The 24,675-nt window shown below is 61.0% G+C and carries 24 protein-coding genes and 1 pseudogene; 16 read left to right on the forward strand and 9 right to left on the reverse strand.

All coding sequences use genetic code 11. The annotated features are described in order from the left end of the window. Positions 1-316: 316 nt before the first annotated feature. The 3 genes from groL to KUF59_RS05970 all read right to left on the reverse strand — a co-directional run bounded on the left by groL (position 317) and on the right by KUF59_RS05970 (position 3,159). On the reverse strand, positions 317-1,963 hold the full coding sequence (gene groL / locus KUF59_RS05960; RefSeq protein ID WP_258768726.1) for a chaperonin GroEL: 1,647 nt from the start codon (positions 1,961-1,963) through the stop codon (positions 317-319). A gap of 91 nt (positions 1,964-2,054) precedes the next feature. Further along, entirely contained in the window at positions 2,055-2,369 is a 315-nt protein-coding gene (locus KUF59_RS05965) for a co-chaperone GroES (RefSeq protein ID WP_258768727.1), read from the reverse strand. A gap of 166 nt (positions 2,370-2,535) precedes the next feature. Then, positions 2,536-3,159, reverse strand: coding sequence for an outer membrane protein (locus KUF59_RS05970; RefSeq protein ID WP_258768728.1), 624 nt, complete (start codon positions 3,157-3,159; stop codon positions 2,536-2,538). A 477-nt stretch (positions 3,160-3,636) separates the two neighbouring features. Between KUF59_RS05970 and KUF59_RS05975 the strand changes: the two genes are divergently transcribed. The 3 genes and pseudogenes from KUF59_RS05975 to KUF59_RS05985 form a co-directional block, all read left to right on the forward strand. After that, positions 3,637-4,002 (forward strand): ParA family protein, encoded by a 366-nt coding sequence (locus KUF59_RS05975; RefSeq protein ID WP_258768729.1) that lies wholly within the window; start codon positions 3,637-3,639, stop codon positions 4,000-4,002. A gap of 11 nt (positions 4,003-4,013) precedes the next feature. Then, positions 4,014-4,145, forward strand: a complete 132-nt coding sequence (locus tag KUF59_RS05980) for a hypothetical protein (RefSeq protein WP_258768730.1) — start codon at positions 4,014-4,016, stop codon at positions 4,143-4,145. 281 nt (positions 4,146-4,426) lie between these two features. Continuing rightward, positions 4,427-4,714 (forward strand): annotated as a pseudogene (locus KUF59_RS05985) (ATP-binding cassette domain-containing protein); the annotation flags it as partial. Between the two features lie 118 nt (positions 4,715-4,832). Here KUF59_RS05985 and KUF59_RS05990 read toward each other — a convergent pair. Continuing rightward, complete coding sequence (locus tag KUF59_RS05990; protein ID WP_258768731.1) at positions 4,833-5,729, reverse strand: LysR substrate-binding domain-containing protein; 897 nt, start codon at positions 5,727-5,729, stop codon at positions 4,833-4,835. Positions 5,730-5,839: 110 nt separating this feature from the next. Here KUF59_RS05990 and KUF59_RS05995 point away from each other — a divergent pair, with 110 nt between their 5' ends. From KUF59_RS05995 to KUF59_RS06015, 5 genes are all read left to right on the forward strand, one after another. After that, the gene (locus KUF59_RS05995; RefSeq protein WP_258768732.1) at positions 5,840-6,589 is read left to right on the forward strand and encodes an SDR family NAD(P)-dependent oxidoreductase; all 750 of its coding nucleotides are present in this window, start codon (positions 5,840-5,842) and stop codon (positions 6,587-6,589) included. Positions 6,590-6,610: 21 nt separating this feature from the next. After that, positions 6,611-7,462, forward strand: a complete 852-nt coding sequence (locus tag KUF59_RS06000; protein ID WP_258768733.1) for a transketolase — start codon at positions 6,611-6,613, stop codon at positions 7,460-7,462. Beyond that, positions 7,459-8,469 (forward strand): transketolase family protein, encoded by a 1,011-nt coding sequence (locus KUF59_RS06005; RefSeq protein ID WP_258768734.1) that lies wholly within the window; start codon positions 7,459-7,461, stop codon positions 8,467-8,469. The genes KUF59_RS06000 and KUF59_RS06005 overlap by 4 nt, the downstream gene beginning before the upstream one ends. Before the next feature lie 191 nt (positions 8,470-8,660). Next, a complete protein-coding gene (locus KUF59_RS06010) occupies positions 8,661-9,686 on the forward strand; it encodes a TRAP transporter substrate-binding protein (RefSeq protein WP_258768735.1) in 1,026 nt (341 codons plus the stop codon). Positions 9,687-9,721: 35 nt separating this feature from the next. Then, a complete protein-coding gene (locus tag KUF59_RS06015) occupies positions 9,722-11,575 on the forward strand; it encodes a TRAP transporter large permease (protein ID WP_258769952.1) in 1,854 nt (617 codons plus the stop codon). A gap of 41 nt (positions 11,576-11,616) precedes the next feature. Here KUF59_RS06015 and KUF59_RS06020 read toward each other — a convergent pair whose 3' ends face one another. From KUF59_RS06020 to KUF59_RS06040, 5 genes are all read right to left on the reverse strand, one after another. Further along, positions 11,617-12,507, reverse strand: coding sequence for an SMP-30/gluconolactonase/LRE family protein (locus KUF59_RS06020; protein WP_258768737.1), 891 nt, complete (start codon positions 12,505-12,507; stop codon positions 11,617-11,619). Between the two features lie 31 nt (positions 12,508-12,538). Beyond that, entirely contained in the window at positions 12,539-13,642 is a 1,104-nt protein-coding gene (locus tag KUF59_RS06025; protein ID WP_258768738.1) for an ABC transporter ATP-binding protein, read from the reverse strand. Positions 13,643-13,652: 10 nt separating this feature from the next. After that, complete coding sequence (locus KUF59_RS06030) at positions 13,653-14,492, reverse strand: carbohydrate ABC transporter permease (protein WP_258768739.1); 840 nt, start codon at positions 14,490-14,492, stop codon at positions 13,653-13,655. Beyond that, positions 14,489-15,412, reverse strand: coding sequence for a carbohydrate ABC transporter permease (locus KUF59_RS06035; RefSeq protein ID WP_258768753.1), 924 nt, complete (start codon positions 15,410-15,412; stop codon positions 14,489-14,491). Before KUF59_RS06035 ends, KUF59_RS06030 begins: the two co-directional genes overlap by 4 nt. A gap of 64 nt (positions 15,413-15,476) precedes the next feature. Beyond that, the gene (locus tag KUF59_RS06040; RefSeq protein WP_258768756.1) at positions 15,477-16,913 is read right to left on the reverse strand and encodes an ABC transporter substrate-binding protein; all 1,437 of its coding nucleotides are present in this window, start codon (positions 16,911-16,913) and stop codon (positions 15,477-15,479) included. A 1,563-nt stretch (positions 16,914-18,476) separates the two neighbouring features. On the opposite strand from KUF59_RS06040, the gene KUF59_RS06045 reads away from it, so the two are divergent. The 8 genes from KUF59_RS06045 (at position 18,477) to KUF59_RS06080 (ending at position 24,626) form a co-directional block, all read left to right on the forward strand. Further along, entirely contained in the window at positions 18,477-18,692 is a 216-nt protein-coding gene (locus tag KUF59_RS06045) for a cold-shock protein (RefSeq protein WP_258768757.1), read from the forward strand. A gap of 429 nt (positions 18,693-19,121) precedes the next feature. Continuing rightward, positions 19,122-19,376 (forward strand): hypothetical protein, encoded by a 255-nt coding sequence (locus tag KUF59_RS06050; protein WP_258768759.1) that lies wholly within the window; start codon positions 19,122-19,124, stop codon positions 19,374-19,376. 411 nt (positions 19,377-19,787) lie between these two features. Beyond that, positions 19,788-20,408: a DUF262 domain-containing protein gene (locus KUF59_RS06055; protein WP_258768761.1), complete on the forward strand. Its 621-nt coding sequence runs from the start codon at positions 19,788-19,790 to the stop codon at positions 20,406-20,408. 781 nt (positions 20,409-21,189) lie between these two features. Beyond that, positions 21,190-21,393, forward strand: a complete 204-nt coding sequence (locus KUF59_RS06060; RefSeq protein ID WP_258768763.1) for a hypothetical protein — start codon at positions 21,190-21,192, stop codon at positions 21,391-21,393. Between the two features lie 180 nt (positions 21,394-21,573). Beyond that, on the forward strand, positions 21,574-21,699 hold the full coding sequence (locus KUF59_RS06065; protein WP_258768764.1) for a hypothetical protein: 126 nt from the start codon (positions 21,574-21,576) through the stop codon (positions 21,697-21,699). Next, entirely contained in the window at positions 21,693-22,796 is a 1,104-nt protein-coding gene (locus KUF59_RS06070; protein WP_258768766.1) for a phosphoribosyltransferase domain-containing protein, read from the forward strand. Before KUF59_RS06065 ends, KUF59_RS06070 begins: the two co-directional genes overlap by 7 nt. After that, positions 22,793-23,542, forward strand: a complete 750-nt coding sequence (locus KUF59_RS06075; protein ID WP_028344164.1) for an HAD family hydrolase — start codon at positions 22,793-22,795, stop codon at positions 23,540-23,542. Before KUF59_RS06070 ends, KUF59_RS06075 begins: the two co-directional genes overlap by 4 nt. Next, positions 23,532-24,626 (forward strand): cysteine protease StiP family protein, encoded by a 1,095-nt coding sequence (locus tag KUF59_RS06080; RefSeq protein ID WP_258768772.1) that lies wholly within the window; start codon positions 23,532-23,534, stop codon positions 24,624-24,626. The genes KUF59_RS06075 and KUF59_RS06080 overlap by 11 nt, the downstream gene beginning before the upstream one ends. The last annotated feature ends 49 nt before the right edge of the window (positions 24,627-24,675 follow it).

Consider the following 24,675-nt stretch of genomic DNA (forward strand, 5'->3'; position numbering starts at 1 on the left):
GCGATAGAGTAGGCGCGTCGAAAAAATACAGCAGTCCCTCCAGAGAGGATGCCTCCTCAGTAACGGCTTCACGCTTAAATTTTCATTTTGATCGGATCGTTGTTCGCCGGCCTCGTGGATTTGTAGTGAACGGTGCTGTAGCTGCGCGGAACCGAAGGTCACTGTTCTTGCAGCCCGCGAGGTGCGGGAAACGATCTTGGCTAAAATAGCTCAAACGATAGAAGCGACGCAGAGCAAGGGAAGGAGCGAGCAAAGAAAACCCCGGCATTGCTGCCGGGGTTTTCCGCATTTTGCGGTTCGCGTGAAGGCGGCAGAATCAGAAGTCCATGCCACCCATACCACCCATGCCGCCAGGAGGCATCGCGGGGGCGGCAGCGGCCTTCTTCGGCAGCTCGGCGACCATGGCTTCGGTGGTGATCAGCAGCGCCGCCACGGAGGAGGCGTTCTGGATCGCGGTACGCACGACCTTGGTCGGGTCGATGATGCCCTTTGTGACGAGGTTGCCGTACTCGCCGTTCTGCGAGTCGAAGCCGTAGGCATACTGATCCTTCTCGAGGATCTTGCCGACGATCACGGAGCCGTCTTCACCGGCGTTGATCGCGATCTGGCGGGCAGGCGCGGACAGCGCCTTGCGCACGATCTCGACTCCGGTCTTCTGGTCGTCGTTCTTCGTGCGCAGGCCCTTGAGCGCTTCGGTGGCGCGGAGCAGGGCGACGCCGCCGCCCGGCAGAATGCCCTCCTCGACGGCTGCGCGGGTCGCATGCATCGCGTCATCAACGCGATCCTTGCGCTCCTTGACCTCGACCTCGGTCGCGCCGCCGACGCGGATCACCGCGACGCCGCCTGCGAGCTTGGCGAGACGCTCCTGGAGCTTCTCACGGTCGTAGTCCGAGGTGGTTTCCTCGATCTGCGCCTTGATCTGGGCAACGCGCGCCTCGATGTCGGCCTTCTTGCCGGCACCGTTGACGATCGTGGTGTTCTCCTTGTCGATCATCACCTTCTTGGCGCGACCGAGCATGTTGAGCGTGACGTTCTCGAGCTTGATGCCGAGATCTTCCGAGATCGCCTGGCCGCCGGTCAGAATCGCGATGTCCTGCAGCATGGCCTTGCGGCGATCGCCGAAGCCCGGAGCCTTCACCGCCGCGACCTTCAGGCCGCCGCGCAGACGGTTGACGACGAGGGTCGCGAGCGCCTCGCCTTCGACGTCTTCGGCGACGATGACGAGCGGCTTGCCGGACTGCACCACGGCCTCGAGCAGCGGCAACAGCTCGTTCAACGAGGAGAGCTTCTTCTCGTTGATGAGGATGTAGGCATCGTCCATTTCCGCGCGCATCTTGTCGGCATTGGTGACGAAGTAGGGCGAGATGTAGCCGCGGTCGAACTGCATGCCCTCGACGACATCGAGCTCGGTCTCGAGCGACTTGGCTTCTTCAACCGTGATGACGCCCTCGTTGCCGACCTTCTTCATGGCATCGGCGAGGAACTTGCCGACTTCGGCATCGCCATTGGCGGAGATGGTGCCGACCTGGGCGATCTCCTCATTCGAGGTGACCTTCTTGGTGTTCTTTTCCAGATCGGCGACAACGGCATCGACGGCGAGGTCGATACCGCGCTTCAGGTCCATCGGGTTCATGCCGGCGGCAACCGATTTGGCGCCTTCACGCACGATCGCGGCGGCGAGCACGGTCGCGGTGGTGGTACCGTCGCCGGCAGCATCCGCCGCCTTCGACGCCACTTCCCGCACCATCTGCGCGCCCATGTTCTCGAACTTGTCCTCGAGTTCGATCTCCTTGGCGACGGCAACGCCGTCCTTGGTGATGCGAGGCGCGCCGAACGACTTGTCGAGGACGACGTTGCGGCCCTTCGGACCGAGCGTGACCTTCACAGCGCTGGCAAGGATCTCGACGCCGCGCAGCATGCGGTCGCGGGCATCGACGCCTAATTTGACTTCTTTGGCTGACATATTGGTTTCCCTGAGTTGTCTTGGTCTCATCTCACCCTTGGCGAGGCGCCCGGCAGGCGCTCCTCAGGGGTGAGCGATGCGAGCGATGGAATTAGGCGGCCTTCTTGCTCGAAGACACGTCGGTGAGAACGCCCATGATGTCGCTCTCCTTCATGATCAACAGCTCCTGGCCGTCGACCTTGACCTCGGTGCCCGACCACTTGCCGAACAGCACGCGGTCGCCGACCTTCACGTCGATCGGGATCAACTTGCCAGCCTCGTCACGGCCGCCCGGGCCGACGGCGATGATTTCACCCTGCGAGGGCTTTTCCTTGGCTGTGTCTGGAATGATAATGCCGCCAGCGGACTTCTCTTCGGCGTCGACGCGCTTGACAACGACGCGGTCGTGAAGTGGACGGAAATTCATGCAGTCCTCCTAAGTATTTGCACGAGTAGACGGTCCTGAATTGCTAGCAATCGAGGCCCGCGAGTGCCAGCGCAGCTGAAATAGGACAGGGTTTTTCGGGAACAAGGGTTGGTAGCAAAAAAGTTGCGCCAGCCGCCCGCACAGTGGATGCCGCTGAAGGCAGCGCTCATGACGTTGGTGTCAATGAGACAGCCCGCGTGTGGGCGGAGCGCGGATTCATTGAGACCAGCTCGGCGAATTTCTGCCACGGGCCAAGAAAGAGAAACTGGAAATTCCATAAGCGGTTTTGGCCCGAGGGGGCCGGCTCCGACAGTCCGACCAAAACGACCGAAGTCGAACCGCGTTCCTGCGGAAACCCAGTTACGCGTCCCCCGAATTCGTTGTTGTTGGCGATGTCGCCCCGATTGTTATGCCAAGCCACGCCTGCTTTGACATAGCCCAGCGTTTGTCCCCGCGAGCCGAAGCTGTAACCGACACGGGTGGCACCTGTGACAAAGGCGTTTGGACTTGCCTTGCAGGTGGCAATCACAGCGATGGCTGAGAAGGCAAGGCAGCTGTTTGTCCCATCAGAGACAGCATGGCTCCCGTCTAGTTCAGCGCCGAAAACCCAGCCATTCGTTTGCCAATTGTAGCCGATCTGGCCTCCGGCCAGGAACACAGGGGTACTGACGATGTCGCCGTAGATCGAAGGGCCGTAGGGGGCTCTGAAGGATGTCCGGCCGTAGCCACCGCCACCGTGCACGCCAATGTATCCTCCCGTCCAGCTCCAGCGTTGCGCTGAGACCTTCATCGCCGCATTGAGATCCGCCGAACTAGCAGCGCCACATGCGAGAAGCGCAACTGTTGCCGCGCCGCAAACAAGAACTCCAGATCGCATACCACCTCACGAGCAAACAACATGCGCGCGCTATCTGCAACGAAGCTCCACGGCCCGCGTTGTCGCGGAGCTTCTACGCCAGCTTTGTCTGCAGAATCTATGCCAGCAGGCGCGATGCGCGTTCCTCGCGTCTTTTCCGATTGCGATGTCGCCGATGCGACAAAAGATGGTGAGTGTAAAACAAGCCGCGCGTCTGTGGTCGAAGATCGTACAAGCTCAGCAACGACTGTAGCTTGAATTTGGCGCTCGAATTGTTTAGCGGCCTGCATCTAACTGTTGTCGTGGGCCCGCGCGCCTTTCGGGTAACACCGACGCCCGCGCTGGGCCGCCAACTAAGCACCAAAGCCAACCATCTCTGTCGCTTCCCGATCGCAAGACGCGAGGCAAGCGATGATTGTCGCTGTGCTCAATCAGAAGGGCCGCGTCGGCAAGGCCACGCTCGCCCTGCATCTCGCCGGTGAATGGGCGTCGCGCGGAAAGCGCGTGACGCCGATCGATGCTGACCCCCAGGGCTCGGCATTGGACTGGTCCCAGCAGCGGGCGCGGGAGAACGTCGCGCGGCTGTTCGGCTCGTTGGTCTCGCGCGCGACACCCTCTACTGCGAGGCAGCAGCCGAAAATCCGATTCGTCCTAATGCATATCGGCTACCACCATACGAGCACGAGTTTATCGCGCTGGCTAAACATTATCCTAACGCCGCGAACGACGCGTGCTGGGCATGGATTATTAATCCGGTGGCGCGCGTTCGCTTTCTGAAGGAGATTCTGATGGCGGTTCCGTCCAACAAGATATTCACCATCGGCGGCGACTATGTCGCTGTTGAGCGAACTTACGGCCGCGCGTTCGTTGCGCATTGGTCGCCGAAGGCTGGATCGCGCTTGAGGACACCCGTCATCTGATTGACCTGATGATGCGCGGCAACGCACTTCAGTTCTTTCGAAAAGGGCATCGAGAGGATGGATCCAGCCGTGAGCGCGGAATAAGCGTTAATTCTGCGTCGGCCACCACTCAGAGCAACCGTGCAAAATCACGTCTAATCCTGGCGGCAAGTTCGTGGTCAGAGAAGCAGGCTATAGCGTCCTTCCACACCTGTGACGCCTGTTTGAAATCGCCGCTATTCCAATAGGCGCCACCGAGTTCAAACATGGCCAGCGCGTAGTCGGAATCGAGGGAGAGCGCCCAATATCCGGCCCGTCTCTCCGGCGGGCAGCAGCGCGTGGCCATCGCGCGCCTCTCGCGATGCGCCCAGCTGTTATGCTTTTGACGACGCGACGCCGGCTCTCGATCCCGAGCTTGTGGGCGAGGTGCTCCGCGTATGCGCGAACTGGCCACCGGAGGCATGACGATGTTGGTGGTCACTCACGAAATGAGCTTCGCTCGTGAGGTTGCCGATCGCGCTATCTTCATGGGCGGTGGCGTAATCGTGGAGGAAGGCGTTCCGCACGAGATCGTGGCGAATCCGCAAACCGCGAACTGCGTAGCATCGCCGACCAAGAAAGCCGCAAAGTCACAGTGGCTTGCCGGTGACATCGTCCATGCTATTGACAAAGTAGGCGTTTGCCCGACGGCTCTTGCCAGCCCGCAATTCATCGCGAGAAACGGACGTCTTCGCCGCCAAGTTGCGCCACGAGCCAATCGGCAAAGGCTCGTACCGCCGATCTCTGTCGGCTGGCGCGCGGGTAGATCAGGCGGTGACCGACGTAACGGATATCGTTGGCGCGTCCCGCCAATGGAGCCACCAATCGCCCGCTCGCCAGTTCGCGCTCGGCCAGAAGCGTCGATTCCAGGGCTACGCCTAATCCCTCCGCGGCTGTTGCAATCGCCAGAAAGCTTCGGTCGAACCTCATGCCGTGAAGGGCAGGGGCTTCCAATCCGTTGACAGTAAACCATTGATGCCACTGTACCTGCTTCACGTCGGAGCGGATCAGCGTCTGATCGAGGAGATCGGCCGGCTTCCTTATCGATTTTGCGAGGACGCGGGAGCAAAGGGGGGTGACCGTCTCCTCCGGCAGAGGGACGATCTCGACACCCTCCGCGCGCGGTGGACCGTAGACGATATCGATATCGAAATCATCGTTGCTAAATCGCGCATAATCCGTGCTTGCCGCCAGTCGAACTTCGAGCTTCGGGTAAGTGGCGAGAAAGTGTGGGAGCCGCGGTGCCAGCCATTGCGCGGCAAAGCTGGGCGCGGAGTGCACGCGCACCAATTGCGGTCCGCGTGCGGCGACTTCCTCGAGGCCACGGCGGAGCTGGTCGAAAGCCGCTCCTGTGTGCCGCATCAAATTCTCGCCGGCCGGCGTGAGACGCACCGATCGCGCGCTGCGTTCGAATAGAACGGTGCGAAGCGTAGCCTCCAGCTTGCGGATGGCATGACTGACTGCACTCGGCGTCAGGTGAAGCTCATTCGCCGCATCGCGAAACGAGCCGGTGCGGGCAGCAGCTTCAAAGGCGCGAATTGCCGATATTGGGACATTCGACAGCATTTGATAAATGAACCAGATTCATCGATCCGTGACAACTGTGCGCTTGTCCCTAGGTCTTCCGCGGGTCATTCCTAGCCCTGCCAAGGAAGAACAATGAACGGGAGGAACTAATGCTTCTCAGCGGGAAGACGGCCATCATTTCGGGTGCGGCCTCGCCGCGCGGGATCGGACTTGCCACCGCCCGGCGGTTCGCGGCCGAGGGGGCTCGGGTCGCCATTCTGGATATTGACGCCGGCGCTGCAGCGGATGCAGCGGCATCGCTTGGAAAGTCCCACATCGGACTTCGGTGTGACGTCGCCGACAAATCGTCCTGCGAACAGGCGGTCGCCCGCGCGCTCGAAGCCTTCGGAAGCGTCGATATTCTCATCAACAATGCCGGCATCACCCAGCCGGTGAAGCTCCTCGAGATTTCGGCGGCCGATTGGGATCGCATCCAGGACGTCAATCTGAAGGGTGTTCTGTTTCTCTCCCAGGCGGTGATCCCGCATATGCGCGCACGGAAATCCGGATCGATCGCATGCATGTCGTCGGTCTCTGCCCAGCGCGGCGGTGGCATTTTTGGCGGGCCGCACTATTCGGCTGCGAAAGCCGGCGTGCTTGGTCTCGCCAAGGCGATGGCCCGTGAGTTCGGCCCGGACGGTATCCGCGTCAATTGCGTGACGCCGGGCCTGATCGGCACCGATATCACTGCGGGCAAGCTGACGGACGAGATCAGGGCGAAGATCCTGGAAGGCATTCCGCTCAATCGTCTCGGCACGGCGGAAGACGTTGCCGGCATCTACACCTTCCTGGCCTCGGATCTATCTGCCTACGTCACTGGCGCCGTGATCGACGTCAATGGCGGCATGCTCATCCACTGAGCCGAGACAAGGTCCAGATCAATGGAAACCTCAACCAAGACGCTGACCAACACGCCGAGCCTCGCGGATCGGGCCTACAACGTTCGCCGCAATGCGCTGCGCATGGGCGAGGTCCAGGGCCAGGGCTATATCGCGCAGGCTCTGGACATCTCCGACGTTCTCGCCGTGGCCTACTTTCACGCGATGCGCTACCGGCCTGAAGATCCGTCATGGGAGGGGCGGGACCGCTTTCTGCTCTCCAACGGGCACTACGCCATCGCCCTTTACGCTGCCTTGATCGAGGCGGGAATTGTCCCCGAGGAAGAACTCGAAACGTACGGAAGCGACGAGAGCCGCCTGCCGATGTCGGGCATGGCCTCCTATACACCCGGAATGGAGATGTCGGGCGGCTCGCTCGGACTTGGGCTCAGCATCGCCGTCGGCATGGGCCTCGGGCTCAAGCGCAAAAAATCCGAAGCGCGGGTATATACCTTGTTTTCTGATGGCGAGCTCGACGAAGGCTCCGTCTGGGAGGCCATCCAGTCGGCAGGCCATTACAAGCTCGACAATCTGATAGGAATCGTCGACGTCAACAACCAGCAGGCGGACGGTCCTTCCACGCAGGTCATGGCGTTCGAGCCGCTGGTCGACAAGCTTCAGGCTTTTGGCTGGTTCGTGCAGCGCATCGACGGCAACGATCTCGATGCCGCGGTTGCCGCGTTCGATGCCGCCAAGTCCCATCCCGAGCCCAAGCCGCGGATGATTATCGCGGACACGCTGATGGGGAAGGGCGTTCCCTTCCTTGAGCAACGCGAGAAGAACCATTTTATCCGCGTCGAGCAGCGCGAATGGCAGCTCGCGCTGGCCGCGCTGGAAGCCGGGAGGCAGGCATGAAGAGCGTAAGATCCGCACCGCAGCAGGGCAAGCCGCGTCTGACAACCTCGGCGATGATCGCGTCGATCGCGGCTGAAGGACAAAAGACGAAGTCAGCGCCCTTTGGACACGCGCTCGTCGAGCTTGCACGCAGCCGCCCTGATGTGGTCGGCATGACGGCTGATCTTGGCAAATACACCGACCTGCACATTTTCGCGAAGGCATTTCCGGATCGCTATTACCAGATGGGCATGGCCGAGCAGCTTCTGTTCGGCGCGGCCTCAGGCCTTGCCGCCGAAGGCTTCATGCCGTTCGCCACCACCTACGCCGTGTTCGCCTCGCGGCGCGCTTACGACTTCATCCACCAGACGATCGCGGAGGAAGACCGCAACGTGAAGATCGTGTGCGCATTGCCGGGCCTGACCTCGGGCTATGGCCCGAGCCATCAGGCCGCAGAGGATCTCGCGCTGTTTCGCGCGATGCCGAACATGACGGTCATCGATCCCTGCGATGCTCACGAAATCGAGCAGCTAGTGCCAGCCATCGCTGCGCATCAGGGGCCGGTCTACATGCGGCTGCTGCGTGGCCAGGTGCCGGTCGTGCTGGACAAATATGACTACAAATTCGAGCTCGGAAAGGCCAAGCTGATCCGTGACGGGAAAGATGCCCTGGTTATCTCGTCAGGCATCATGACCATGCGCGCGCTCGAGGCCGCACAAACCTTGAAGGACGACAGCATCGATACTGCGGTGCTGCATGTTCCAACCATCAAGCCGCTCGATGCCGAGACAATCTTGCGTGAGGCAGGCAACCCGGGCCGTCTTGTCGTCGTTGCCGAAAACCACACAACGATCGGCGGTCTAGGGGAGGCCGTTGCCGCACTTCTGATGCGTTCAGGCGTCCATCCGCCGTTCCGACAGATCGCACTGCCGGACGAGTTCCTTGATGCTGGTGCACTTCCGACGCTGCACGATCGCTACGGGATTTCCACCGCAGAGGTCGCAAGGCAGATCAAGCAGTGGCTCTAATCCACCGGCGCTAAGCGCTCATCGAGCCAAGTCCGAGTGAAAAGCAACGCTCGTCGCATGTCGCGGCGGCGAGCGATGGGTGTTGCCCAAATGGCGGTGGTCGAGAGCCGGTGAACGAAGAGCCCGGAAAGCTTCACGCCAGCGCAGGCCGATGCAGCGACACCAATATCAATGCAGATCAGGAGGAAAACATGACTAGCTCGAAGCCCGGAAGCATCAGCCGCCGATCGCTGTTGCTGGCAGCCAGCACCGTGCCCCTCTGCGGCATTCTCACCCGCCCGGCATCAGCCGCCGAGTTCGTCTACAAGTTCGCGACCGGACAGGATCCGACTCACCCGGTAAATATCCGGGCGCAGGAAGCGATCGACCGCATCCGCGAAGCGACCAGCGGACGACTGGAGATCAGGCTGTTCCCGGCCAATCAGCTCGGCTCCGACACCGAGCTAATGACCCAGGTTCGCAGCGGCGGCGTCGAGTTCTTCAATCAATCGTCCTCGATTCTCGCCACCCTCGTGCCCAGCGCAGGGATCGTGAACACGGGCTTCGCATTCGCCGACTACAACAGCGTGTGGAAGGCGATGGACGGCGACCTCGGCACCTATATCCGAGCGCAGATTGCCAAGATGCCGATCATGGCGGTGTCGAAGGCCTGGGACAACGGCTTTCGTCAGGTGACTTCATCCGGCCGCGAGGTCCGGACGCCGGATGATCTCAAGAATTTCCAGATCCGCGTTCCGCCCGCGCCGCTTTTGACCTCGCTGTTCAAGGCGCTAGGCGCCGGGCCGACGCCGATCAACTTCAACGAGGTCTATTCTGCGTTGCAGACCAAGGTCGTCGACGGCCAGGAGAACCCGTTGCCGATCATCGCGACCGCGCGTCTCTATGAAGTTCAGAGCACGTGCAGCCTGACCGGGCACGTCTGGGACGGCTACTGGATCCTGGGCAACAAGCGCGCCTTCGAACGCCTACCCAAGGACGTTCAGGAGATCGTGACGCGCGAGCTCGATCGCTCCGCCGTCGATCAACGCGCCGATATCGCAAAGCTCAGCCAGTCGCTGCGCACCGATCTCTCGGCCAAAGGGCTCAAGTTCATCGACGTCGATCGCGCCGCCTTCCGTCAGGCCCTGTCCAAGACGAGCTTCTACGCCGACTGGAAGGGCAAGTTTGGCGAGGAGGCCTGGTCGCAGCTCGAAAAAGCCGCGGGTCAGCTATCATGACCAGCATGAGCCATACGCCGCATGTCGATGCCGGTATGGCGGCCGGCAAGTCTCAAGCGGGCTCGCGCAGCTGGGTGCTGAAGGCGAACACGGTGCTTGGCCATGTCGTCGCGGTCCCGGCAGCACTGCTTGTGCTGGCGGAGATCGCGGTGCTTTCCGCCGGAATCGTGGGCAGATACGTCTTCCGCTCGCCGATCGTCTGGTCCGACGAGCTCGCCAGCATTCTCTTCCTGTGGCTCGCCATGCTCGGATCCGTGATTGCGTTCCAGCGCGGCGAGCATATGCGGATGACGGCCATCGTCGGCGTTCTCAGTGCCGAAGTTCGCGCGTTCCTGGATGTGGTAGCAGCCGCGGCATCGCTGGCATTCCTCGTGCTCGTCGTCTGGCCGGCCTATGAATTCGCCGCCGACGAGGCATTCGTCACGACGCCGGCGCTCGAAATTGTCAACAGCTGGCGTGCGGGCGCACTACCGATCGGGATCGGACTGATGCTGATCGCAGCGGTCCTCCGGCTCATCCGCATCGCGAGCCTGCGCAACTTGCTGGCGTCCCTGGCGATCGTCGCAGGAATCATCGCGACCTTCGTTCTGCTCGCGCCGGTCTTGAAGCCGCTCGGCAATCTGAATCTCCTGATCTTCTTCGTGTTCGTCGTCGGCGCTATGGTCTTTGCGGCCGTACCGATCGCGTTCGCATTCGGCCTCGCCACCGTCGGCTATCTCGCTCTGACAACCAGCACGCCCGACGTGGTCATGATCGGGCGAATGGACGAGGGTATGAGCCACCTGATCGTGCTCGCCGTGCCGCTCTTCGTCTTTCTCGGGCTTCTGATCGAAATGACGGGGATGGCCCGCGCGATGGTCAGCTTCCTCGCGAGCCTGCTGGGCCACGTGCGCGGCGGACTGCACTACGTGCTGGTCGGAGCAATGTATCTGGTCTCGGGCATCTCCGGATCCAAGGCGGCGGATATGGCGGCGGTTGCTCCGGTCCTGTTTCCGGAGATGCGGCAGCGTGGGGCAAAGCCAGGCGATCTCGTGGCGCTGCTGGCCGCAACGGGAGCGCAGACCGAGACGATTCCTCCCTCGCTGGTCCTGATCACGATCGGCTCGGTGACAGGTGTATCGATCTCGGCGCTGTTCACTGGCGGGTTGCTTCCGGGTGTGGTGCTCGCGATCATGCTCGCTGCCGTGGTGTGGTGGCGATACCGCCGCGGGGACCTGTCCCACGTCAAAAGAGCGACGGGGCGGGAGATGGGTCGCGCCTTTGTGATCGCGATACCGGCCATCGCGCTGCCATTCGTGATCCGAACCGCCGTGGTCGAAGGGGTTGCGACGGCAACAGAGGTCTCGACCATCGGCATCCTGTACTCGGCCTGTGCGGGTCTCTTCGTCTACCGTCAGTTCGACTGGCGTCGCATCTATCCGATGCTGGTCGAGACGGCCTCGCTGTCGGGGGCGATTCTGCTCATCATCGGCGCAGCGACAGGCATGGCCTGGGCGCTGACCCAGTCGGGATTTTCGGCCTCTCTTGCGAAGTTCATGACGAGCCTTCCGGGCGGGGTCCCGGTCTTTCTGGCAGTGACGATCGTGACCTTCGTGATCCTCGGCAGCGTGCTGGAGGGAATCCCGGCCATCGTCCTGTTTGGTCCGCTGCTGTTCCCAATCGCGCGGCAGGTCGGGGTGCACGACGTCCACTACGCGATGGTGGTCGTTCTCGCCATGGGCATCGGCCTGTTCGCCCCGCCGTTCGGCGTCGGTTACTACACCGCCTGCGCCATCAGCCGCATCAACCCGGACGAGGGCATGAAGCCCATCGTGGGCTACATGATCGCGCTCCTGATCGGCACGCTGATCGTCGCAGCCGTGCCCTGGTTATCGATCGGCTTCCTTTGACCAGCTCGGCAGGAGCCTCGCGGGAACCGCGAGGCTCCTGGTCAGGCGAATTTCGGCAGGTGCAGGGGCAGGCCGTCGCAAGGCATATTGATCTGCTCGACCTGGCCCTTGCCGACCTCCGTAACCCGCAGCTTCTTGCCCGCAAGCGTGAAGGCACAGTTCGTCGGCTGAGGCCCATCCAGGATCAGCCGATCGACCACTTCGCCGCGCCGGTCCAGCACCGTGACGTTCTTCTGGTTGTAGACGGTGCAATAAAGCCGGCCGTCCGCGCCGAAGGCCATCCCATCTGGTCCTTTGAAATCGGGATTGGCATCGGGCTGCAGGACGTTGCCGAAGAGGGCGCGTTTCGGCGCAGCTTCGCCGAGCACGTCATATCGATAGATCTCGCCGGTGAAGGACGCGTTGGCGTAGAGGTGGTTGTCGGGACCGAAGGCAACGCCGTTGGTGAAGCGGATCTTGCGATCGAGCACGCGGAGCACCTTCATGGCTGCCGGATCGATCTCGTATACACGGCCGTCCCAATCGAGATCCATATAGCCGTCCACGAAAGACTGGCCGTTGATGAAATCCTCCGCGGCCATTCCGGAATCGGTCATGTAGAGCAGTCCGTTCGGACCGAAGCAGAGATCGTTTGGAAACAGGAAGCGGTCCGAGCCTTCGCCCTGCATGCGCCGGACCTCGTTTCCGCTTTCGTCGATGCAGATCAGCGCCCGGAGGCCGGCCTCCGCGATCCAGATCCGCCCGTGGCCGTCAGTCGTCAGTCCATTCGGACGCCCGCCCGTCGTGCGGATGACGCGGCGATTGCCGCGAGGATCGAGCCGGGTGACGCAAAGAGTCGAAGCAGACATCTCCGTGACATACATCGAGCCGTCCGGCAGGCACACCGGGCCCTCCGGCGCCCCAATTCCGGTTGCGAACAGTGTCGACGCCATTCATCCCTCCCATTCTCGAATGTTACTCTCGTTAGGCGATGACCAGGCCGCTGGCCGGATCGATCAGCACCACGCGATTGAGGTCGATGGCGAGGTCGATCCGCTCGCCATGGCTGCTGACGTCGTGCGCCTGCAGCTCGGCAACCGCATCCACGCCGCCGACTTTGATGGTGGTGAAGGTGCGCGTCCCCGTCGGCTGAATGAGATCGGCAGTGGCCGAATAGGAGACGACGCCTTCGCGCAACGGTCCGCCGCTCGCCCAACTGAAGTGCTGGGGCCGAATGCCCAGGAGAATCTTTCGCCCATTCATGCCGGCCAGTGACCTCACCTTCGCGCTCGGAAGCGTCAGTTCACCGCCGGACTGAAACACAACTGCTGCGTCGGGGCCGTTTGTCTTGAGGGTCGCCGGGATGAGATTGATCGACGGAGATCCGAGGAAGCCGGCCACAAAGCCCGTACGGGGCTGCTCGAACAGTTCGAGCGGAGCGCCTTGCTGCTCGATCTTTCCGTCGCGCAGCAGCACGATCCGGTCGGCGAGCGTCATCGCCTCGACCTGATCGTGGGTGACGTAGATCATGGTCGTCGTGATCTCGTGGTGCAGACGCTTGATTTCGGTGCGCATCTCGTCGCGCAGCTGGGCGTCCAGGTTCGAGAGCGGCTCGTCGAACAGGAAGAGGTCGGCCTTGCGGACGATGGCGCGGCCGATGGCGACGCGCTGACGCTGTCCACCGGAGAGCTGCCGTGGATAGCGCTGCAGGAAATTGCCGATGCCGAGCATCTCGGCGGCTTCGCTCACCCGCTTCCTGACTTCGATCTCCGGAGTCTTGCGGGCGCGGAGACCGAAGGCGATGTTCTCGTTGACGGTCAAATAGGGATAGAGCGCGTAGTTTTGAAACACCATTGCGATGTTGCGCTCGCGCGGGCGCAGATCGTTGACCACTGCGCCGCCGATCGTGATGGTTCCGTCGTCGGGGTCTTCAAGGCCGGCGATGGTTCGCAGGAGAGTACTCTTGCCACAGCCGGACGGTCCCACGAGCACGGCAAATTCGCCGTCGGTGATGGTGAGATTCACCCCTCGAACCGCGTGCACGTTGCCGTAATATTTGTGCACGCCGGACAACTTGACGTCAGCCACTCCGCTCTCCCTAACCCTTGACTGCGCCCAGCGAGATGCCGCGCACGAGATAGCGCTGCATCACCGAGACCGCGACGAAGATCGGCAACGTGCCGAGGACCGACATCGCCGCAATCTTCGCCCAGAAATTCGATTGGCCGCCGAAATAGTGCGTCAGCATGACCGGAAAGGTGATGACCTCTGTGCGCGTGAGCACGAGTGCGAACAGAAAGTCGTTCCAGGCGAACACGAAGGTGAAGACCGACGTCGCCATGAGGCCGGGGCGAACCATCGGGAAAACGACCTTCCAGATCACCTCCCATCGATTGAGGCCATCGACGAGCGCACTTTCCTCGAGCTCCAGCGGAACGTCGACGATGTAGCCGCGCATCATCCAGATCACGTAGGGAAGATTGAATGCGGTGTAGAGGAGGATCAGCCCGAAATAGCCGTCGACCAGTCCGAAATAGACGTATATCAGGAAAATGGGGAAGACGACCGCGATCGGCGGGATCATGCGCTGGGAGATGATCCACATCGCCAGGTTCTCGCCGCCGGTGCCGAACCGTGCGAGACTGTAGGCGCAAAGGGTTCCCAGAACGATTGCAATGCCGGAGCTGACGCCGGCGACGATCAGGCTGTTCAGGATGGCAAGGACGTCGCCGTCCTTGAACAGAACGTAGTAGTTCGAAAACTGGATCTGGCCGGGAATCCATAAGGGCGGTACGTGGTAGATCTCGTCCGGCGTTTTGAACGAAATCATGAACAGCCAATAGACCGGAAACAGAAACAGCAGGGTTACGGCGCCGGCGCCAAGATAACGAATCGTCAGAATGCGGGCTTTTCTGGCCGGAAGCCTGCCGATCCTCATCGCGCAAGCTCCATGCGCTTGAGGACCAGGGTCGTGATGAGCGTCAGCAGCGCAATCACCAGGAAGGAGATCGCGGCCGTGTAGCTGGTCTCGAATTGCGAGAAGCCCTGCACATAGGTGTAGAGCGAGATGGTCTCGGTCATCGAGCCCGGCCCGCCTTCGGTGAGGGCCCAGATGATGTCGAAGATGCGAACGAGATCGAGGCCGCGGATCAGGCAGGCGACAGCGATCACGGGCGCGATCGCCGGCAGAACGATCCCGCGAAGCACGCGCAGGTATGATGCGCCATCGATCTCCGCAGCTTCGAGCTGCGACTGGTCGACATTCGACAGCGCGGCGAGCAGCAGGAGGAACATGAACGGCGACCACTGCCAGACTTCGCAGATGATGATTGCCGGATAAACGTAGGCGGGATTGACCGTCCACAGAATCCGGACCGGCTCTCCGGCGAAGAAGCTGAGAATCTGACCGATTGGACCGAAGCGGACGTCGAACATCAGCCGCCAGGTCGCTCCCGCGACTATCGGAGAGATCACCGTCGGAAGCACAAGCAGCGCGACGAAGAGCTGGCGCCCCGGCATGCGATCGACGAAGAGCTGCGCCATTAGGAAGCCGATCAGCAACTCCAAGGGCAGCGCGATCACGGTGATGATGGCGGTATGACCAAGTGAGGTCCACAGCCGGGTGTCCTTGAAGAGCTCCGCATAGTTCAACAGGCCGACGAAGGACGTGTCATTCTCGGTCATCGTGATGCGTTGGAAGCTCACGATCAGCGAGTAGATCAGGGGAAACAGACCGACCAGGAGAAGGATCAGAATGGCCGGCGCGACCATAAGATAGGGCAGGCGGTCTTCGAGCACGCGTCCGAGGCGGCTCGGCTTGCGTTCTTCGGCAGCGTTGAGACTTGCGGAAAGCGCCATGATCAGTCCAGGAAAACGGCACCGCACGGGAGGGCGAACGTCTCCCGTGCGGTGTCCAGGGCAGCTATTGGGGATAGGCGCCGGGCTTGGCCGCCCAGACCTTGTAAACGGCCTTCTGGTTCTCGATGCCGACCTTCTCGGTGATGGCGTCGAATTGCTGCGCCATGCGATCGAGAATGGCCTTGGGATCTTCGCCGGCCCAGAGGCTCGAAATCGCCTTGGTCATCGCCTCGTCGTACTTGTCCTGTTGCAGCAGCGAGAGATCGAGCAGGCCCTTCTCGCCGGACGTCTTGATCGTATCGAGATAGGCGGGCGCGTCGGGCCAGAGTGCACGATACTTCTCGCTCGCATAGTGCGACAGGCGGAACGGATCGCGCAGCGTATAGGGAAGCTGGACGCGCTCGAGGCTGGTCTTCTTGCTGTTGAGCCACTGGATGAAGAGATAGGCGGCCTCCTTGTTCTTGCTGGTGGCCGAGACCGAGAGGTCGAAGCCGACGCCGAGCTCCGGGCGGCCGAGAGGCGTGAGCGCGTAGCCGACCTTGCCCGCGACTTGCGATTTCGGCACCCACTTCAGTGCTTCCTCGCCCGAGCCATAGCCCGCGGCCCAGCGACCGTAGGGCGGCCAGGAGATCGTCATCGCGGTCGTGCCCTGAAGGAACGCGGCGAGATTGTCGACGAAATTCCACTGCTCCACGCCCGGAGGCATGAACTTGTTCTCCGCCACCATCTGCTTGAACACCTTGAGGCCGACGTCGCCGTTCACCGTCGCCTTCATGGTGTCGGCATTGAAGAACTTGCCGCCCTCCATGCGGAAGCGTTCCTGGAACATGTATTGCGGATAGGGCGCGGTGCGGAAAAATCCGGCGCCGTAGACCTTCGGCGCCATCTTGTCGGTGATGAACTGGCCGATCTCGTCGAACTGTTTCCAGTCCTTTGGCGGAGCCAGCTCGTAGCCGAACTTGGCCTTGAACTCGTCCTTCATCTTCGGATCTTCGAAGATGTCCTTCCGGTAATAGAGCAACATCACGTCGCCGTCGTCCGGGAAGCCGTAGATCTTCCCGTCATACTGCATCTGGTTGTCGCGATAGGCGGCCGCGATGTCCTGCAACTCGTCGCGGTAGCCGAACTTGTCGGCATATTTGTCGAGAGGCTCGAGCGCGCCGGCACGTGCTAGATCGGGCATCCAGGATGGGATGACGTTCAGCGCGTCATAGGCTCCGGCGCCCGATTTGAAATCCTGCATGATCTTGGTGAACATCTGATCGGTCGGCACCTCGACCACCTTCACTTTGATGCCGGTGAGCTTCTCCCATTGTGGTCCCGAATAGTTCAGCGGGTCCAGAGACTGGAGGCCGGCCTCCCAAACAATGCTGATCGTCGTGCCCGCGTACTTCTTCGCAGCTTCCACCGCAGTGTCGGCCGCGTCCTTGTCGGCGGCCGGCGCCGAGGCGCAAGTGAGCGCGAGGACACCCGCCGTGCTGAGAAACGTCCTGAACTTCATGCCTTCCTCCTCCTCTCCTGAGCGTCGCAAGTCGATAAGCCGACTTCGGAGCGCTTCTCACGTGATCTTTGGCCCGTTAGCCCAGCCGTGGGCACGAACAGGCCCTGTCAGCACCACGGGCGCCGAACAAACAAATTCACCTATGTCAAGGATTGCGACGCGGCTGATCGTTCTCTCTGTTCGTTCTCGCAAGCCGAACAACCGCGATTTGACTTTGTAGAACTGCGCCTCCCCAAACTTTTGATTTTGACGCTAGTCTGCGTTGTGACGGAACTGGGCGACAAATGAGAATTTTGCAAGAAAAGATGAATTGCATTCACCTCTACTGCTGTGAGTCTTCAAAGAGAAAGCGGGCTATGCCCCCTGAGGCGACACGCGACCGAACAATAGGTTCAAAGCCCGTGACCCGCGGTCGTGAAGTAGAACCGATACCTTTTGCAAGGGAGGTCCGTGCTCGTACCCGTTATTGGAGGTGTGGTCGCCGTGTCTCGGAAGCAAAGCCTTCCTCTTCACCAGATTTTAGCCGATCGCAGCTTCAGGGGCCTCAGTGACTTTGACGATGACCTGGGAATTTCCTGCTCTACCAATCGCAACAATCGGGTGTTGCGAGTCCCCGAGCTACGCTTCGGCGGCTGTTCGAGGATTTTGGGCGCATTGGACAACGCCTCCGGTCCTTGCTGCTGTCCTTTTTCCGTAGATGCCCGGATTGTCAATTTCGGAGCACAGCGTTCTACTGGAGGAACACCGGCGGGGGATTTCATACTTAAACTGTTTTTTCGCCAAATTCCGGTGGCGAGGCCGCGAGAATGCATTGTCTCGCGGCCTCATTCATTTTCGCAGCCAAAGGTAATCCCTTCCGAAACGAAGCCGGGCCACCTTTCTTCGCAATAAGGACGAGTGTTTCCATCGCGGCATCGCATTCAGGCGCGTCATACTCGGCTATGGTGGGCACTTTCCCGCCCGTGGGGAGTCGTCGCTTATCGCAAACCGTGTGGACGAACCAGGCCCTGAATCGGGCAAAGCGAACGTGATCCTGCCATTGGTCAGAAGTCCGCTGGGACCAGCCAGGGCCAACTATCAGCGCCAATTGTCGGCCTTGGACCAATGTCGACAACTCGACCCTTCACCACGCGATGAAATGCCCGCAGCCCCCAAGTTGGGATTCGGCACGGGTCTTGCTCGGTTCAGGATAGCATCACCGCTCCTCCAGATGCGGTGATGTTAGGGGCGAGCTCGGCGTCGCGTCGCCGCTTGCGTCTGGTCCGCCCCGCCGGTTTGCTGTCAGGCAATATGAAACAGAATCTTCGAGCAATGGCGATCGGACACTCAGGCGCTCCGCCGCCATATCCTCCGCGGGTACGAACACGAAGGCCCTAAGTACCACTGATTTAGTGTCTCCCTAAACGGGCGACGAGACTGCCATGCGAAGAGATCTTTGCTCCCGGCAAGAGTTTGAAAGTGTCCCCGCCGTTTTGGAGCAGCCGCGCACGCATGGCTCCCGGCCCGACTTCGCCGCCTAAACGGCAATGCATGACCTTCCAATGTCGAAACGCTAGAGCAAAGATGCAGACTGGAACGGTAATCTCGTACAGCGTTGAAAAGGGCTGGGGCTTTATCCGGCCTGACGACTGCAACGGAACGGATTTGTTCGTGCACATGTCGGACCTTCGCGACTGCGCAGGGGCTGATCTGGTGCCGGGTAAGCGCGTGACTTTCGATCTTCACTTCAACAAACGGCGCTCGAAGTACAGAGCCGTCCAGGTCAGGCTAATCGATTGAAATATCTCGTTCCTAATGAGGCGCGCGCGTTACATATCATTCATAGTGCAAAGGCGGCGAGGGATCCATGCATAAGTTCATTTGCGGGATCATAAACGAGACATCGACGTTTACGACGGTGCTCGCCCTCGAAAGCGCGGGACGCTAAGCTGATCGATATCGATGATCTTCATCGTATGCGGGAGCAGCCAGCCTAGCTCGCCCGTGCACACACACCGACCCAATCCTTAAGCGAATCCCGATTGATGGAAAAGCCTCCCATCGTTCCTTCAGGGCGGAGCCCCAACGAACGCCGGCTTCTTGCTCGCGATCAAGCGCTACCAAATAAGATAGGAGAGACATGTTGCCGGTTGTGGTACTTTCCGAAGGCTCTTGGTCGGATCTGACCACGCAGCGCGTTGCAATCCTGTTCAGACTAGGAGACGTTGAATGCCTGCGAGAAGGATAGAAGACGGGAAACCCGAATGGCAAACAGGTCCAGAGCCCGAACTGGCCGCCCAGGCATCAGCCTCTGAAGCGGGTGGCGCCGCGGACGGTGTTGGAGAATCGGCGACAGCCGTATCACGCCTTTCATTTACGTCTCCGGAATGGAAAAAGTCTATCGAAGAGACCAAACCTATTCGCTGCGGCATTGAAGGACGGGCCAAAACTGACTGCTTCTTCTCTGTACGCTCAATGTTCTGAAGAATCTTGCCGATTCGAAAACTCCCTCTGACGTAATGAAGTGCCACCTGGATTTCGCGGCGCAATTCTGGTCGAAATCGTTCAGCGAAGGCTCAAAGATAAGAGAGCGCCGCCATCATCTGCAGCAAGGTAGGCAATCCGCCAAGCGGGAAATAGGGCGCGATCGCGCTCTATCTCCGAGGCTGTGCGTGGTGACGTGCACGGTCATCGAAAGCACCAGGAGCTTGGAAGCAGCATGCAGCTTAACCCGCAGCACTTGACGCTGAACCAACTTTTGGCGGGCCGGTTATTTCGCATACCGGATTATCAACGCGCATACGCTTGGGAAACTAAGCAAAGATTCGCGAGGTTCAGAAGACCAAGCAAGACCATTTTCTTGCAACGGTAGTGTGTCTCGCTCGGGAGCGGCGCTTGATCGTTGCGACCGAATTTACAGCCGTTGAAGTGGTTGACGGACAGCAACGATTAACAACATTCGTCATCCTATTAAAGGCGATCGAAAAGGCGTTAGCGTCCACCGGTGATGAAAACAGGATCAAGCAGGAGCTGCACGAGCAGCTGGTCAAAAGCGACGACCACTCACTAGCGCTCCTGCAAACGAACCATGACAGCACGCACATTTTTGTAGATTACATCCGAGAAGGTATCCTGCGCAAGGATGCTGGCGAGACGGCAGCAGACAAGAACTTGATAGACGCTGCAACGGAGTGTGAAGCATTTGTGGAAGACTGGAAGAAGTCTGCCTCGCTCATTGAACTCGTCGCTCTTTTGAGAAACCGCTTGTCGATGATCTACCACGAACTGACGGATGAGTCGGCGGTCTATCGAGTTTTCGAGGTTCTGAACAGTCGCGGTTTAGACGTGAGGTGGATCGATAAGTTCAAAAGCCAACTCATGGGATTGATCTTCCTGCAGACGAACCAGAGCGCAGAACCTCAAGGGAGATGCAGAGCATTTGGCAGGACATTTATCGGGTGCTTGGGCTTAGAAATGCTCTTGGAGACCAGGCCCTCCGGTTCGCTGGCACTCTAAGAAGTTTTCAGAAGCTAAATCGGCTGCAATCAGAGGAAGATGCAGCGGCAACGCTTGTAGACCGATCAAGCGGAGGGCTAGCTAACACGGTAAGGCGCGCTGGTTGCATTCGATTATTGTCGCGCTGGACAGACTTGATCTCGATGCGCGCCTCAACGCGGTGACTAGCATTGTGCACGCTCGCTTTGTTGCAGCGTCAAGTAATAGTGAGACAATTCCCGCCCGATATCGAGCGATCCCTCCTCACACCCGGTAACGGTCTGTTGCTGCCGTCTATTCGTTCGAACCTGAAGCCCCTTTCGGAAAATGCACTCAACTCCGCATTACGCCGGATGGGCTACAGCAAGGACGAGATGACCGCACACGGGCTTCCGGTCAACAGCCTCCACTATTTGCAACGAACGGCGTCTCGCGGACGCAGAAGTTATCGAGGTCGCTCTGGCGCACCAGGACGAAGATGATGTTCGACGAGTGTACAACCGCGCCCTTTATCTCAAAGAGCGAACGGTTTTGATGCAACGGTGGGCAGATTTACTCGATGAGTTCCGACAGCATTTGTCATCTAATAAACAGTTGAACAACAAAATCGGGTAGCAAACTGCCTTCTTGATCGAAGCCCTTTCAGCAGTTGGCGCCCCGTCGCGCTTCTCAGTAGTTACCGTCAAGTTCTTCGAAGGCTCGACTACTACCAGACTTGACAGTAACCCCGGACAACCGTGACAGCTAATCTCGCGAGACTGATTAGCAGTCGGCGCGAAGCATGTCGGAGGAGCCTTCAATCGTGCTGACCGCCGCCGAAATTGCGGACGCCAAAAAGCGCGTCAGGTATCAACATGCAAACGTTCTCCACGAGAACGACGACAGCGTCAGGATTGCTTATCAATGGCTAGACGCGCAAATAATAACCAAGAGAAAGCTGCGCCTAGCGTGCCCTTTGAAGGAGATCATCGAAATTTGGGGCGGCACGTCGCATCGTTCGATGTAGAAGTTGCGGCTGAAATGCACCCTCGAATCCGAGGGACATACCCTCAATTCAATATCCGCTCTCGCATTACCCTTCCTTCCGATCGTCGTCTTGCAAACATCACCGAGGCGAGACGCAAGACCCTGCAATCGCCGTTGTGGGGATCGCGAGCTGTCGCTCAAGCACTGTGGAGCGTACTTAATGCTCAGCTTGCTCGATTCGTTTGGCATTGAGCCGCAGATGGCGCACGAAGCGCGGCTGCTTGGCCGCGCAGACGTGGTCCGCCAAGCCCGCGACATGATCGCTCGCGTCACCTGCGAATGTTGACCGCCGCCGACAAGACCCAGTCGATCCAGTTGGCTACGGGCCGGCTCGATATCGCCGTGGACAAGGCGGCCTGGCCGCTGGACAGCCTTTGCGCGTTTGCGGCGCGCGAAAATCCGCGGCGGGGGTTCCTGGTCGTATCCCGCGTCCTAGGGCGCTATTTGCCCGCCACGCCGCAGATGATGCGGGAGAGCGCCCGCGATCTCGCGGCGCGGCTTCCTGACGATCTGCCGGGGCCGGTGCTCGTCGTCGGCCTGGCCGAGACCGCCGTGTGCCTTGCCCAGACGGTGCACGAGGAATTTCGCCTCGCAACGGGCCGGGTCGACATCCACTTCCTGCATTCGACGCGACAGCAACTGGATCATCCGTTGCTGTGCCGCTTCGAAGAACCGCACAGCCATGCCTCCGCGCATCTGATCTACAGGCCGGCGCTTCCGGAGCCGCGATCACTGGTATTGGTCGACGACGAGATCTCGACAGGAACGACCCTTTGCAACCTCGCCCAGGCGCTCGCCACTGCTTGGCCGCGGATCGAAGCGATGGCGGTAGCGACGCTGACCGACTGGTCGGCCGGCAAGGCGTGGCAAGCACGCATGCCGCGTCCCACGTGCATCGCGGCGCTGCTGCGCGGACGCATGGAGTGGACGCAGGAGACGACTCCGGTGCTCAACAGCGCGTTCGATACCGCTGCCGCTTCACTCGGGCGCATGGCGACGCATCGCAATTTCGGTCGGCTGGGACTCGACCGGCCCGTCGTGCCCGAACCCGATACCGCTGTGCCCGAGGTCCTCGGCCCACTGCGGATCATCGGAACCGGCGAGTTCACCTATCCCCCCTTCCTGCTGGCGGAACGCCTCGCAGAAGAAGGGCATGATGTCGTCGTGCAGGCGACCAGCCGAAACCCCGCACTCCCCGGTGCCGCGATGGCGACCAAGCTCCGCTTTGCCGACAATTATGGAACGGGCGTGCCCAATTACCTCTACAATGCCGACCGGGCCGATGGACGCGCGAACTGGATCGCGCATGAGACCGGCGCGGCGACAATCGACCCCGGGCTGATTGCCGCTCTCCGTGCCGAACTGATCGGCTGGACGGCATGACGCGTGCCATCGCCCTGGTCGATCTGGACGACACGCTGTTCCAGACGCTGCGCAAATGCCCGCCCGATTTGCCGGCCGACCGGTTGACGCCGCTGGGCTTCGCGCGCGACGGATCGCCGCTGAGCTATGCGACCCCGCGGCAGATGCAGTTCCTGGAATGGCTGGCCGATACGACGCATCTCGTCCCCGTCACCGCCCGCAGCCTGGACGCATTGCGGAGGGCGCGCATTCCATTCCGCGCAGCGGTGTGCGCGCATGGCGGCGTCGTGCTGGATGACAGCGGTCAGGTCGACATGGACTGGGCTGCGACGATCGCCGACCGCGCCGCGCCCTTCGCGTCGCAGCTTGCTGGCCTGGCGGAGGCGATCAGGCGCAGGGCGCGCGACCGCGGCATCGCGGTCAACGCCCGTGTGCTGGTCGAGGACGCGCTGCCGCTCTACACCGTGGCCAAGCATGAAGATGCGGATGCCGCGGCACTTTTTGCGGTGGTCGACGCTGCCGTGCCGTCCTTGCCCAAGGGCTGGACGGACCACCGCAACGGCAACAACGTGGCGCTGACGCCACCCTATCTGGGCAAGGCCCATGCGGTGGCATATATCCTACCCGGCCTCCGCGCACGCTTCCCTGATGCGCCGGTGATCGGCATCGGCGACAGCCGCACCGATGCGCCCTTCATGGGCCTTTGCGATTTCGCCATGATGCCCACCCGTTCGCAGCTGGCCGGCGGCATGTTCCATGCGGACTGAGGTCGCGCCCCCGTTCTCGGGCAGCTACGACCCGGCCGACGTCACCTTCCTGCTCAAGCCAGTGGTAATGGCCCCGACTTCCGTCGCCGAAAAGGAAGCGGCGATCCAGTCCGGCCGCCACCACTATTCGGAGATGATCGCGCCGGAGAGGGTGCCGGACGACAGCTATCTATCCCTCTATCACGCCGCGCTTGCGCGGAACGGTGCCCGCCTGGCGCAGGATGTCGCCACCCTCGCTGCGCAGCTCGCCGCACGCAGGCCGGGGCGCGAGCTGGTAATCGTCTCGCTGGCGCGTGCGGGGACGCCGATCGGCGTCTTGCTCGCGCGGACCTTGCGGGCGCACGGACATCGCGCAGCCCATTATTCAATCAGCATTATCCGCGATCGGGGTGTCGACCGCGTCGCGCTCGCGCATATCGCCGGCCGGCACGATCCGCGCGACGCGGTGTTTGTCGATGGCTGGACCGGCAAGGGCGCGATTGCCGGCGAACTTCGCGCGGCCCTGGCCAATGCGCCATTCGGCTTCACACCGGACTTAGCCGTGATTGCTGACCCTGCAGGACAGGCAGACATCGCCGCGACGGCGGATGATTATCTGATCGCCTCGGGCTTGCTGAACGGCATCGTTTCGGGCCTGGTCAGTCGCTCGATCCTCAACGCCGCGTTGGTGGGGCCGGGCGATTTCCACGCCTGTGTCACCTACCCGCAATATGCCGGTGCTGATCTCTCACGTGCCTTCGTGGACACGATCGCGCCGTTGGCCGCTGCGGCGATACCGCAACGGGTAGACGGGCACGGCGCCCGCCGAGCGGCGCTGAAACAGGAATGCGAGGCGATGATGCGGCAGTTGCTGGCGGAAAGCGGAACGCGTGACCGCAACCGGATCAAGCCCGGCATAGCCGAAGCGACGCGCGCCCTGCTGCGGCGGGTGCCGGAACGGCTGCTGGTTCGCGATTTCGAGGACGCCGATGTGGGGCACTTGCTCCATCTCGCCGCCGCGCATGCCATTCCGGTCGATACGCTGGGCGGGGAATCGCAGTATCGCGCGGTCGCAATTATCCGTAGCCTGGGCGACGACGCATGAGCCGGGTTTCCGCCCTCGGCCCTTGGCGCCCTCACAGATGCCAAGGAGG

The organism is Bradyrhizobium arachidis (assembly GCF_024758505.1).
GTDB classification, from domain to species: Bacteria; Pseudomonadota; Alphaproteobacteria; order Rhizobiales; family Xanthobacteraceae; genus Bradyrhizobium; species Bradyrhizobium manausense_C.